Origin of the sequence: Botrimarina colliarenosi (assembly GCF_007859955.1) — a bacterium.
Classification (GTDB): Bacteria; Planctomycetota; Planctomycetia; order Pirellulales; family Lacipirellulaceae; genus Botrimarina; species Botrimarina colliarenosi.
The window spans coordinates 712,936-725,960 of sequence record NZ_SJPR01000001.1 but is presented as its reverse complement, the minus strand read 5'-3'; the positions used below and the strand labels follow the sequence as shown (position 1 = coordinate 725,960).

Below are 13,025 nucleotides of genomic sequence, written 5' to 3'. Positions count from 1 at the left end.
CGGGGCCCGGCTCTTCTTATTTGGAACCGCCAAGACGCCAAGAGCGCCAGGGGTCGCCAAGAAGGTTGAGACTGGATCAACAGGATTTACAGGTCTTGCAATAATGGGCGCGTTCTACGGAAATATTACGTTCAAGGGAACGACCGGAGATAAAGTCGTTGAACTACTGGCGAGACGTCGCGCCGCAGTTGTGCCGGCAGGCCCCAAGATAGGTGTTGCTTACGACAAGGTCTGTGACGAGCAAGACACGGAGTCGATATCGAAACTCACCGAAGTACTCTCCCGAGAGCTCGGGTGCGTCGCCCTAGCGGTGTTGGTGCACGACGACGATGTCTTTTGGCATCTATGTTACGAATCAGGGCGACTGATCGCGGAGTACAACTCGAACTCGTCGTACTTTGATCCTAAAGTAAAGCGCCGGCCCAGCCCCAGCGGAGTCGATGCTCATGCGCTCTGCCAAATCTTTGATCATGGCAGTCCAAAAGACCTCGAACGAATCCTCTCATCGACAAAGTACGCGTTCGAGACCGATAGGCATCGGGACATGGCAAAAGAGCTTGGGTTACCACCCGTCGCGGTTGGGACAGCGTTCGCCTCGCTTAACGACGACGAGCATCCGAGCGGCGTCGCAAGCATGCCGATCCTCTGGGCGGCCGACCCACCGGAGGAAGAGAGCCAGCAATTGCGGAACGACAGGGAACTTATCGCGAAATTGGGTCCCGAGAACCCTGCGCGAAATTGCCGCCGTGAGGGTTGTGAGGGTGGCTGCGTGGACAAAAGCGTCCTTTGTCTGGCGCATCACTTCGAGATGGTGACAGGACGGCCCCTCCCTTCATAATTCCCTGGCGATCCTTGGCGCTCTTGGCGTCTTGGCGGTTCAATCAAGCCCATGGCCGATCCCACCACCGACGAGACGGTCCAGCGGTTGATGGACCAGTACGCCGAGATCGCTCGGCTCGCCGGGGGGCTTGCGCACGAGATCAAGAACCCGCTCTCGACGATCCGGCTCAACATGCAGCTGCTCGCCGAGGACGTGCTGCCCGACCCGGCGGACGACGGCGAGGAACCGGTGATCCTCAGCCCCCCGCAGCAACGGGCCGCCAAGCGGATCGCGGCGGTGCAGCGGGAGTGTACGCGGCTGCACGACCTGCTGGACGACTTCCTCAATTACGCCAAGGTGCGGCGCGTCGAGCTCACGCCCCGCGACCTCAACCACGAGATCGCCGACGCGCTCGACTTCTTCGAGCCCGAGGCTGACAAGGCGGGCGTCGAGATCGTCCCGTACCTCGACCCCGACCTGCCGACGGTGCGGCTCGACCGCGAGGCGTTCCGCGGCGCCCTCACCAACCTGCTGCTCAACGCCGTCCAGGCGATGCCCGACGGGGGTCAGATCGTCGTCCAGACCCGCGCCCTCGGCGATCGGGCGGCGGTCTACCTGACGGACACCGGCGTCGGCATGGACGACGCCACGGCGGGCAAGATGTTCGAGGCCTTCTTCAGCACCAAGTCGGGCGGCTCGGGTCTCGGCCTCCCGATGACGATGAAGATCATCGAGGCCCACGGCGGGGCGATCAGCGTCCAGAGTGAACTGGGCCGCGGCACGCGGTTCGCGATCGAGCTGCCGGGCGTGGCGAGATTGGCGAGGTCGGAAGGCGGGAGTGGGAAGGGCGACAAGTCGGCCACCACGCCGCTTCCATGACGCCGCGAGCCTCTCCTTCGCGAACTGCCGCCGGAGTAGCTGCGTAACAACGGCTCCCACCTCTTTAGGGCTTCCCGCCGACCGGCGAACGTCCCTCCCTCGATCCCCACGAGGCTTCCCATGGATCTCAAACTCAAGGGCCGCATCGCCCTGGTGACCGGCTCCACCAGCGGCATCGGCGCCGCCATCGCCCAGACGCTGCTCGAAGAGGGAGCGACGGTTCTGGTGAATGGTCGTGACGAATCGCGGACCGCGGAGGCGGCCGAGAAGCTAAAGGCCTACGGCGACGCCCACGCCGCGGCGGGCGACGTCTCGACCGCCGAGGGCGCGCAGCAGGTCGTCGAGGCTGCCCGGCGAGTCGGCGAAGTGGACATTCTTGTGAATAACGCGGGAGTCTTCACCCCCAAGCCGTTCTTCGAGATCACCGACGACGACTGGGAAACCATGTTCAAGGTGAACGTCATGAGCGGCGTGCGGATGAGCCGGCTGCTCGCCCCCGGCATGAAGGACCGGGGTTGGGGCCGCGTCGTGTTCATCGCCAGCGAGTCGGCCCTCAACATCCCGGTCGAGATGGTCCATTACGGCATGACGAAGACCGCCCAGCTGTCGGTCGCCCGCGGCTTGGCGAAGACGCTCAGCGGCACGGGGGTGACGGTCAACAGCGTGCTGCCGGGCCCGACCTGGTCGGAAGGGGTCGAGCAGTTTGTCCGCGAAATGGCGGAGTCCGAAGGGATCAGCGAACAGCAGATGAAGGAAGAGTTCGTCCCCAGGAACCGGCCCGGTTCGCTGATCGAGCGCTTCGCCGAGCCGGCCGAGGTCGCCTCCTTGGTGGCGTACGTCTGCTCGGAGCGGGCCAGCGCGACGACCGGGGCCGCCCTGCGGGTCGACGGGGGCATCGTCGATACGATCGCCTGAGGGAAGTGGGAAGTCGGGAGTGGGACCTGTGCCGAGCCGCGACCGTCAGGGAGCGTCCAGAACGGCTAGCGAACCCGCTCGGTCGCTCCCTGACGGTCGCGGCTCGGCGACCGGCCTTCCCACTTCCGACATCCCCCTTCCCCCTTCATACTTGCGGCATGCCGAGCCCCAACACCCGCGCCGCTGCCGGACCGCCGATCCGCGTGCTCGTGGTCGACAACGACCATGGCCACGCCGAGGCGATGAGCGAGTCGCTCGGCAAGATCGGCTACGCCTGCGACACGGCCCACAGCGGCAAAGAAGCCGTCGAGCGGATGGACACGGGGGGCTACGAGATCGTCGTCACCGACTTGGTGATGCCGGGCGGCGCCGGCGGTCTCGAGGTGCTGGCCGAGTCGCGCGAGCGGCTCCCCGACGCCGAGGTGATCCTCGTCACGGGTCACGGCACGATCGAGTCGGCCGTCGAGGCGATGCGCCGCGGGGCGTTCAACTACCTGCTGAAGCCGCTCGACCTGGGGCAATTGCGGGCGGTGGTCGACAACGCGGCCCGCAGCCAGCACCTACGCCGCGCCAACGCCGAGCTGCGGAAGCGGCTCGACGAGAAGTTCGGCTTCGAGGGGGTCATCGGCGAGTCGGAGGCGATGCGCAGCGCCATCGAACGGCTCAGCCGCATCGCGCCGACCGACGCCACCGTGCTGATCCAGGGCGACACCGGCAGCGGCAAGGAACTGGTCGCCCAGGCGATCCACCAGAACAGCCCGCGGAAGACGCGGCCGTTCGTCGCCCTCAACTGCGGCGCCCTCAGCGAGAACATCCTCGAGAGCGAGCTGTTCGGCCACATCAAAGGCGCCTTCACCGACGCGTCGCACGACCGGATCGGCAAGTTCGAGTACGCCGACGGCGGCACGCTGTTCCTCGACGAGGTGGGCGACATGCCCCTCCCAACGCAGATCAAACTGCTGCGGGTGCTCGAGAGTGGCGAGATCACCCGCGTCGGCTCGAACGAGGCCAAGAAGGTCGACGTGCGGATCCTCTCGGCCACCAACCGTGACCTCGAGGCGGCGATCGCCGCGGGGACTTTCCGCGAAGACCTCTACCACCGGCTGAAGGTCGTGACCGTGCGGCTGCCGCGGCTGATGGAGCGCCGCGAGGACATCCCGCTCTTGATCGAGCACTTCCTGCGGCTGCACAGCAAACGGCACGGCAAGAAGGTGAAGAGCGTCTCGCCGGCGGCCCGGCGGCGGCTGTTGGCGTACGACTGGCCCGGCAACGTCCGCGAGCTGAAGAACGCGATCGAGAGTATGGTCGTCGTCGACCTCGACGGCGTGCTCGACCTCGATGACCTGCCCGAACAGTTCACGGGCGGCTTCGCCGGCGACGAGACGGCCGCGTCGGCCCCCGTCGGGGGCTCGCTCGCCGAGCTGGTAGGCAAGAGCATGTCCGATATCGAAGGCATCTTCATCGCCGAAACGCTCAAAGTCACCGGCGGCAACCGCGAAGAGGCGGCCACAATGCTCGGCATCGGCGAACGGACGCTGTACCGGAAGATCAAAGAGTACGGATTGAATTGAAGTGGGAAGTAGGAGGTGGGAAGTCGGAAGGTCGCCATGCAGGCGTTCTTCCCACTTCTCACTTCCAGCCTCCGACTTCGAACCACAGGACGGTTCGATGCCCGCGATCAAGCAACTCCCCGACCTTGTCGTCAACCAGATCGCCGCTGGCGAGGTGGTGGAGCGCCCGGCGAGCGTCGTGAAGGAGCTGCTCGAGAACGCCGTCGACTCGGGCGCGACGCGGATCGACGTCGCCATCGAGCAAGGGGGCGCCCAGCTGGTGCGGGTCGTCGATAACGGCTCGGGCATCGCCGCGGACGAGCTGCCGCTGGCGGTGACGAACCACGCCACCAGCAAGATCGCGTCGGCCGAAGAGTTGTTCCGTGTCGGCACGCTCGGGTTCCGCGGCGAGGCGCTCGCGTCGATCGCCTCGGTGAGCCGCCTCGTGATCCGCAGTCGCCAAGAGGGCGCCGAGGGCGCCGAGCTGTCGATGGCCGGCTCGGCCGAGGCGGCGGCCTCGCCCGCCGGTTGCCCGGTCGGCACGACCATCGAGGTCCGCGACCTGTTCTTTAACACGCCGGTGCGGCGCAAGTTCTTGCGGACGGCCCAGACCGAGGCGGGGCACACCAGCGAGGCGTTCGCCCGCGTGGCGCTGGCGCACCCGGCGGTCCACTTCACGCTGTCGCACAACGGCCGGGTGCTGCACGACCTGCCCCCCTGCCCCGCTCCGCCAGCGCAAGGCGAGGACCGGGCGTGGCGCGACCGCATCGCCGCCCTCTTTGGCGAGGACCTGGCCGGGGCGTTGATCGCCGTAGAGAGCCGCGACGAGCGCGAAGAGGGCGTCATCCGGCTTTCGGGCTTTGTCGCCGACCCCAAACAGACCCGCACCCACACGCGGATGCAGTACCTGCTGGTGAACGGCCGGGCCATCCGCGACCGGTCGCTGCAGCACGCCCTCGGCGAGGCGTACCGCGGGCTGATCCTCACCGGCCGCAAACCGATCTGCTTCCTCCGGCTCGAGATGCCGCCGGCGTTGGTCGACGTGAACGTCCACCCCCAAAAGCTCGAGGTGCGTTTCGCCGACTCGGGGCCGCTCTACAGCCAGCTGCTGGGGACCCTGCGGTCGCGGTTCTTGTCGTCCGACCTGCGGGTCGGCGCTCCGGAGCAGGCCCCGAGCGAAGACGACGAAGCGCTGGGCGACTCGACCACCCAACTAGTCGATTGGGCGAAGGGAGAACTCGGCGAGCGGCAGCGGCGTTTCGACGAAGGCGCCGCGACACCCTCCTACGCTCGGCACACCGGCGGCAGCGCGCCGGCGTTTCGTCCGTTCCCCTCAGGGGGTGAGTCGTTATCGATGCACCGTTTTGACGGATCGAGAGCCGCGTCGTCCCCGACCGCGGGCAATGCGTTGTCGGTCGCTCCGCGCGCCGCGGTCGGGGACGACGCGGCTCTCTCCTGCACTGACGAGGATCACGGCACTGAAGTCGCTGCGCCGACCCGCGCGCTGCAGCTCCACAATCGCTACCTGGTCGTCGAGACCGACGCCGGCATGGAAGTCATCGACCAGCACGCGCTGCACGAGCGGGTCCTCTACGAACAGCTCCGCGCCCGGGTGCTGGCCGGGCCGCTCGAGACGCAGAAACTGTTGGTGCCCGAGCCGGTCGATCTGTCGCCCGCCGAGGCGGCCGCCGTGCTCGACGCCCGCGACTTGCTGCTGTCGATCGGCCTCGACGTGCGTCCCTTCGGGGGCGACACGGTGCTGGTCCATTCGTTCCCGGCGATGCTCCGTCGGCTCACGCCGGGCGAAACGCTCCGCGGGCTAGCGGGCGAGCTGGCCGCCGAGGCGGGCAAGGCGCCCGATGCGCGGGACGTGCTCGACGAGCTGCTCCACTCGATGAGCTGCAAGGCGGCGGTCAAGTACGGCGACCCGCTCACCGACGGCGAGATCGCCGCCCTGCTCGACGCCCGCCCCGGGACCGAGAACCACCACCACTGCCCCCACGGCCGCCCGACCTCGCTGATCTTTACGCGGGAAGAGCTCGACCGCCGGTTCCAGCGGATTTGACGGGGGAGATGACGCCCCTAGGGCTTCGAGGCGAGGGGACGGCGGATGAGGGAGTTTTGGCGCCGGGTGGCGGCGACTGGCGACATCGTCGGGCGGTAGACAGAATGGGGAGCTGCGGGTTGGGTCACTCCCCGGGCTAGCGCCCGAGGCTCCGACGGTTCGGTTGGTGAACCTTCTCCGGCAATCCGTCGTCAGAGTTCCGCGACTCACCCCCTCTCGTCCCCCGTCCCTAGCCCCTCGCCCCTCCCCCATGATCTGCGTCTCCGTCGGCCGCAGCCGGCATAAACACATGCTGGCCGAGCACAAGCACCTGGCGGAGCAGGGAGCCCAGCTGGTCGAGCTACGGCTCGACTACATCAGCTCAAGGGTCAACTTGGCCCGGCTGCTGAACGAACGGCCGACGCCGGTGATCGTCACTTACCGCCGCGAGCAGGACGGCGGCAAGTTCGCCGGCTCGGAGGAGCAGCGGATGATGTTCATCCGCGAGGCGATCGCCCTCGGGGCCGACTATGTCGACCTCGAAGAGGACATCGCCGCCAACGTGCCGCGGTTCGGCAAGACCAAGCGGATCGTCAGCTACCACAACTTCCGCAACACGCCGGATGATTTGGAGGAGCTCCACGCCCGGATGGCGGGGATGGACCCCGACGTCATCAAGATCGCCACGATGGCGCAGCGGCCGCACGACAATTTGCGGATGCTCGAGTTGGTGAAGTCTTCCGAAGTGCCGACCGCCGGCATGTGCATGGGAGACATCGGCACGCCGTCGCGGATCCTCGGCGCCAAGTTCGGCGCGCCGTTCACCTACGCGACGTTCCACCACGAGCGGACGCTCGCCCCGGGGCAGCTGAGCTTCGACCAGATGCGCGAGGTCTACGGCTATGAGAAGATCGGCGCCGAGACGGCGGTCTACGGCGTCGTCGCCGACCCGGTGGCGCATAGCCTCAGCCCGCACATCCACAACGCGGCGTTCCGCGCCGACGGGATCGACGCCGTCTACACGCCGTTCCGCGTGCCGCCCGACTCGCTGGCGGAGTTCATGGAGGACGCGCCGCGACTCGGTCTGAAGGGGCTCAGCGTGACAATCCCCCACAAGGAGGCGATCGCCGCCCACCTGACGAAGATCGACCCCGCCGCCAAGGGGATCGCCGCGGTCAACACCGTCGTGTTCCGGGACGGCCAGGTCATCGGCTACAACACCGACTACAAGGCCGCCATGGACGCCCTCGAGCACGGGCTCCGCGGGCCCAACGAGCAGCCGGTCGCCGGCGCCGCGAGCCCGCTGCACGGCAAGCGGGTGATGGTGCTCGGCGCGGGGGGGGTCGCCCGGGCGCTGCTCTACGGGCTGCAGAAACGGGGCGCGCAGGTCGTCGCCGCTAGCCGCACGAAGGGGCGCGCCGAAGCGCTCGCCAAGGAGTTTGGCGGTCGCGCCGTCGAGTGGGCCGCTCGGCACAATGTCGATGTCGACGTCCTCATCAACGGCACGCCGATCGGCATGCACCCCAACGTCGACGAGTCCCCCTACGGCAAGGCCCACCTGCGGCCGTCGATGGTTGTGTTCGATACGGTCTACAACCCCGAGTCGACGCTGCTGGTGAAAGAGGCCCGCGAGCACGGCTGCCGGGTGGTGACGGGCGTCGAGATGTTCATCCGCCAGGCGTCGCTGCAGTACCTGCTGTTCACGGGGCACGAACCCCCGTTCGAGGTGATGCGCGAGACGCTCAAGCGCGCCATCGGGCCCGTGAAGTACTAGCGAGGCTCGTAGGGAACGCCCTCCGTGGCGTTCCCAGCGTGATAAAATGCGGAGCATGGAATCGAATCATGGAACGCCGCGGAGGGCGTTCCCAACGGATGGCGGAACTTAGATGACGCGTCTGTTCCTCATCGGCTATCGGGGGTGCGGCAAGAGCACTGTCGCGCGTCGGCTCGCCGACCGTCTGGGCTGGGACGCCGTCGACTCGGACGACGAGATCGAACACGCCGCAGGCAAGTCGATCGCGATGATTTTTGCCGACGACGGAGAGCCGGCGTTCCGTGACCTCGAAGAAGGCGTCGTCACGAGACTCTGCGGCCTGGAGAGAACGGTCGTCGCCCTCGGCGGCGGGGCCGTCTTGAGAGAGGCGACCCGCGCGCGACTCGCCGTAGCCGGGCCGGTGGTCTGGCTCACGGCGCCGGCCACGACGCTCGCGGCCCGGATCTCCGGCGATGCAACCAGCGCCAGCCGCCGCCCCAACCTGACCGACCTGACCGACCTGACCGGCCTGGCCGAAGTCGAGCGGGTTCTGGCCGCCCGGGAGCCGATCTACCGAGAGTGTGCTAACTTTTCGGTCGACGCCGACGGCCGCTCGCCCGAGGTGATCGCCGAAGAAATCGCCGGGCTGCTGGCCGGCCGATAAACGGCTGGCTGCTTGTGGGGGGGGTCTCCAACCCCGATTCCGGCATCCTAGCCGCCTCGGTAGGGTGCGCGTTATCGGGGTCGGAGACCCCTCCCACAATCTTTCTCGTAACTAACCGCTCCCTCTCGTCCCCACGCCGCGTGATCCTCCCGCTCGCCATCGTTTTTGTCGTCGCGGCGGTCGCGGCGTCGCTCGCCAACGCGGCGACCTACGAGTGGGCCTGGAACCAACGCCGGTTCTCGCCGTGGCAGCCGACCCCCGACGGCGTCCGCCCACGCGGCTGGGTCGACCGGCTCCCGATCGTCGGTTGGCTGCGTCTGCGCCGCGACGCGGGCGCGCTCGGCCGCGGTTTCTGGGTCCGACCGATGGCGGTCGAGCTACTGTTCGCCGCCGCGATGGCCGCGCTCTGCTGGTGGGAAGTCGACCGTCAGGGGCTCCTTGCGGGCCAGATCGCCCCGCTCATTGCCGCCCCACCCGAGGGCTGGTTGTGGTCGACGTTCGTCCTGCACTTCGTGCTGTCGTGGCTGATGCTGGTCGCGTCCCTGATCGACCTCGATGAGAAGACGATCCCCGACGAGATCACCGTCCCCGGCACGCTGCTCGGGCTGGTGCTCGCCACGCTCCTGCCGATGGGACTGCTGCCGAACGTCGAAGAACGCGACCTCCGTCCCACGACGGGGGTGGCGCTCGAGGGGGTGGACGGGCGGCAACTCGTCGGGCCATTCGCTCCGGTCTGGCTCGAGACGACCCATGTCGCCGCGCCCAACGATTGGCCGGTGTCGCTCGAGGGCGGTCCGAACAACCACCGCTCGCTGCTGCTCGGCTTGGGCTGCTTCGGCTTGTGGTGTTTCGCGCTGACGCCCCGCATCTGGCGGACGCGTCACGGCGTGCTGCAGGGGCTCGGGATGCTGCTCCAACGGGTTGGTCGCGAGCTGGTGCGGAGGCCGCTGCGCGAGATCCTGATCCTGGGCGTGCTCGGCGTCACCATGGCCTGGTTCACCGGCGGCGACGCGTGGCGGGGGCTGCTCTCGGCGCTGGTGGGGATGATCGTCGCGGGCGGCATGGTCTGGGCCGTGCGGATCGTCGGGTCGCTCGCCCTTGGCAAAGAGGCGATGGGCTTCGGCGACGTGACGCTGATGATGATGGTCGGCGCCTTCCTCGGCTGGCAGGCGGGCCTCTTGGTGTTCTTCCTGGCGCCCTTCGCGGCGCTCGTGATCGGGGTGCTGCAGCTGGTGCTGCGGCGCGACGACGTGATCCCTTACGGGCCGTTCCTCTGCCTGGGGGTCTCGTTCGTGGTCGTCCGCTGGGCGGACGTTTGGCCACGGGCGGAAGGGCTGTTCGGGATGGGGACGGTTTTGCCGGCCGTGCTGATTATCTGCCTGCTGCTGCTCGGGGTCCTGCTGGCGATTTGGCGGCAATTCAAGCTCCGTGTGCTCGGCATGAGCGAGGATTGGGCGGACGAAGACGCCTGACCCCCCCGCGACGCCGATGCCGCTGCTGCCGATGCCCCTGTTGCCGATGCCCCTGCTAGAAGCCATCACCGACATCGCCGCCGCCGACGACGCCCTGCGTCAGCGGCGATACGGGGTGATCGAGACCCACGCCGGCGAGCTGGTGAGCGTCACCCTGCGTCCCTGGCCGCACCTCGTGTCACTACGCGAGCTGTGGCCCCTGGGCGACGCGTGGCGGCCTGCCGGACCGCCCGACCGCTGCCGGCTCTACTACAACCAGCCGCAGGGGCACGAGGACTTCCTCGCCCTCCGCTACGTCGCCTGCACCGCTGGCGCCAGCTACGCAACTTTTCGGGCCGCCCTGCGGGCGCTCGACGAGATCGCCGCCATCAAGGGAAGCCGGGCCCTTGTCTGCGACGCCGCCAACCAGCGACTTTCGGAGCGGTTTATGCGGCGGATGGGCTGGGAGCCGCACGCCCCGATGTGGGGGCGGCGGAACTTTATTCGACGCTTCGCGTCGTGAGGCTTGAGGCGTGAGTCCGGAGGGAATTGCTAGCAACACCAACCCTCAGGACTGACGCCTCAAGCCTCACAACGCACCGCTCTTGGCCCCCCGGCGGACGGTTGCTAGTCTTCGCGCCGCTCGCTCCCCGTCGCCGGTCCCCCCGAGCGTTATGCCGCGCCTTTTGATCCACTGCCTGCTCGTTGGCCTGTTGCTCTCAACAGGGTGCGGTCGGGTTGTGTTCCGACCGAGCGGGACCCCGACCGGCCAGCCCCAGCCGGTGACGCTCAACTACGACCAGCAGCAGCAGATCGCCCAGCGCGAGCAGGACCTGCAGCGGCGGGCCGAGCAGATGGACCGCGACAACCAAGAGCTCGAGTCGCTGCTCGCCCAATCCCGGCAACAGGTGCAGTTGCTCGGCGACCAAGTCACGGCGACGCAGCAGCAGCTCCGGGCGACGGCCGACCAGCTCGCTTCGACCCAGTCGGACAACTCCGACCTCCGCAACCGCACCGAGAAGTTGCTCGCTTCGACGCAGCAAACCCGCACGATTGGGTTCGCCCCGAACAGCTCCCTGCTCGAGCCGATCCAGCTCCGCGGGCTCACGGGGGTCGATATCCGTCAGGACGGCGACGTGATCCGTGTCGCCCTGCCCGCCGATCAGATTTTCTACTCCGATTCGGCCCAGCTCCAGCCGACCGGCGAGCGGCTCGCCGCCAGCGTCGCGACGCAACTCATGGAGGCCTACCCGGGCCACATGATTGGCATCGAAGGGCACACCGACGGCGCCCCGGTGGCGTCGGCCCAGTACCCGACGCCGCTGCACCTCTCGGTCGCCCAGGCGACGGCCATCTACGACGCCCTGCGACGCACCGGCGTCCCGGCGGCCCAGCTCTTCACGGTCGGCCAGGGCGCCAACCACCCGCTGGTCTCCAACGCCACCGAAGCGGGCCGACAGAAGAACCGCCGGCTCGAAATGGTCGTTTATCCCGAGACACTGCGGCGTCGGTAGTCGCTTCGGCGGCTTCTTACGATCGCACGGCAGCTCGCTGACGCGGGGCCGTCTGGCAAACAGGCGAACCGCCGGCCAGAATAGCGGTCCTTCGGCTGTTCGGCACAAGCAACGCCCCGGCGTGTCCTCAGGCCTCGCGTCTCTAGCCTCCGGTCTCTCTTGATCGCTATCGTCGACTACGGTCTCGGCAACCTCCGCAGCGTGCAGAAAGCGCTGGAGAAGGTCGGGCACGCCGCGACGATCACGTCGGACGCGGCCGAATTGTCCCGGGCCGAGCGGGTGATCCTGCCGGGCGTGGGCGCCTCGGCCGACGCCCTCGCCGCGGTGCGGGCGCAAGGGCTTGAGGGGCCGCTCAAGGACTTCATCGCCTCGGGCCGGCCGTTCTTGGGTGTCTGCCTTGGGCTACAGATGCTCTACGACTGGAGCTACGAGGACGGCGAGCACCGTGGCCTGGGGATCCTCCCCGGCAAAGTGGTGCGGTTCGACGTCCCCGCGGGGCTCAAGGTGCCCCACATGGGCTGGAACCAAGTCCGCTTTGCCCACCGGCCGCCGATTTTCGCGGGGATCGACGACGGCGCCTACTTCTACTTTGTGCACTCGTACCACGTCGTTAACGACGACCCGGCGTGCGTCGCGACCGAGACCGACTACGGCGGGCCGTTCTGCTCGAGCGTCTGGCGCGACAATCTCTACGCCACGCAGTTCCACCCCGAGAAGAGCCAGGCGGCCGGGTTGCGGTTGTTGAAGAACTTCGCCGAACTGCCGATCAGCGCTGGCGGTTGAGACGGGCGTGGATCGTTCGCGGCGCCGCCCGCGGCCAGCGCCGACGGCTCTCAGGGTGTAAGCGGTCCGATTGTATCGGTCGTACCGTCCCTAGTTCGAAGCCGGCGGCTGCGTCCTGCCGTAGCGAAGCCAAGGCTGAGCTAGGTTTCAGGCAGCGCTGCGGTTTTTTTCCACGCCGCGCCGACTCCACCGCGAGCGTGAGGCTCTGTCGTGAAGAAGCAACGCAGGAAAGCCGAATACATCGATCCCGAAGTGCAAGGCGCGTTGGCGCGTCGCCTCTCGGTCCACTGGCTGCTGTTCACCGTCCTGGCGTGCTCGCTGCTCGTTGGGCTGAAGTGGATGTCGCAACCGTTTATGCCGGTCGGCGACCACCTCTCCGAGGCGTGGTGGACCTACGGCCCGGTGCTGCTGGTGCTGCTCTGCCTCGCGCCGGTGTTCATCCACGACGCGATCCGGCTCAGCAACCGCTTCACCGGCCCGATGCTGCGACTCCGGGCCGCGACGCGCCAGCTCGCCGCCGGCGAGAGGCCCGAGCGGATCACCTTGCGTGAAGGCGACTTCTGGAAGGACCTCGCCGAGAACTTCAACCAAGCGGTTGATCGGCTCTACGCCGACAAAGCGTCTGCCGAAGACGACCAGCCGTCCTGAAGTC

At 67.8% G+C, this 13,025-nt stretch carries 12 protein-coding genes; all 12 read left to right on the top strand.

The window, feature by feature from the left end; translation table 11 throughout:
• Nucleotides 1-103: 103 nt before the first annotated feature.
• Entirely contained in the window at nt 104-838 is a 735-nt protein-coding gene (locus Pla108_RS02800) for a hypothetical protein (protein WP_146442667.1), read from the top strand.
• Between the two features lie 51 nt (nt 839-889).
• Nucleotides 890-1,699 (top strand): sensor histidine kinase, encoded by an 810-nt coding sequence (locus Pla108_RS02795; RefSeq protein WP_146442664.1) that lies wholly within the window; start codon nt 890-892, stop codon nt 1,697-1,699.
• 120 nt (nt 1,700-1,819) lie between these two features.
• Complete coding sequence (locus tag Pla108_RS02790) at nt 1,820-2,614, top strand: SDR family NAD(P)-dependent oxidoreductase (RefSeq protein ID WP_146442661.1); 795 nt, start codon at nt 1,820-1,822, stop codon at nt 2,612-2,614.
• A gap of 158 nt (nt 2,615-2,772) precedes the next feature.
• Nucleotides 2,773-4,185: a sigma-54-dependent transcriptional regulator gene (locus Pla108_RS02785; RefSeq protein ID WP_146442658.1), complete on the top strand. Its 1,413-nt coding sequence runs from the start codon at nt 2,773-2,775 to the stop codon at nt 4,183-4,185.
• Between the two features lie 97 nt (nt 4,186-4,282).
• Entirely contained in the window at nt 4,283-6,229 is a 1,947-nt protein-coding gene (gene mutL, locus Pla108_RS02780) for a DNA mismatch repair endonuclease MutL (RefSeq protein ID WP_146442655.1), read from the top strand.
• 250 nt (nt 6,230-6,479) lie between these two features.
• Nucleotides 6,480-7,982: a shikimate dehydrogenase gene (aroE, locus tag Pla108_RS02775; protein ID WP_146442652.1), complete on the top strand. Its 1,503-nt coding sequence runs from the start codon at nt 6,480-6,482 to the stop codon at nt 7,980-7,982.
• Nucleotides 7,983-8,094: 112 nt separating this feature from the next.
• Nucleotides 8,095-8,625, top strand: a complete 531-nt coding sequence (locus tag Pla108_RS02770) for a shikimate kinase (protein ID WP_146442649.1) — start codon at nt 8,095-8,097, stop codon at nt 8,623-8,625.
• 140 nt (nt 8,626-8,765) lie between these two features.
• On the top strand, nt 8,766-10,097 hold the full coding sequence (locus tag Pla108_RS02765) for a prepilin peptidase (RefSeq protein WP_146442646.1): 1,332 nt from the start codon (nt 8,766-8,768) through the stop codon (nt 10,095-10,097).
• Nucleotides 10,098-10,113: 16 nt separating this feature from the next.
• Entirely contained in the window at nt 10,114-10,599 is a 486-nt protein-coding gene (locus Pla108_RS02760) for a hypothetical protein (protein WP_146442643.1), read from the top strand.
• Between the two features lie 151 nt (nt 10,600-10,750).
• A complete protein-coding gene (locus Pla108_RS02755; protein WP_146442640.1) occupies nt 10,751-11,590 on the top strand; it encodes an OmpA/MotB family protein in 840 nt (279 codons plus the stop codon).
• A 159-nt stretch (nt 11,591-11,749) separates the two neighbouring features.
• Complete coding sequence (gene hisH, locus Pla108_RS02750; protein ID WP_146442637.1) at nt 11,750-12,373, top strand: imidazole glycerol phosphate synthase subunit HisH; 624 nt, start codon at nt 11,750-11,752, stop codon at nt 12,371-12,373.
• 210 nt (nt 12,374-12,583) lie between these two features.
• Nucleotides 12,584-13,021, top strand: coding sequence for a hypothetical protein (locus Pla108_RS02745; RefSeq protein ID WP_146442634.1), 438 nt, complete (start codon nt 12,584-12,586; stop codon nt 13,019-13,021).
• Nucleotides 13,022-13,025 lie beyond the last annotated feature (4 nt).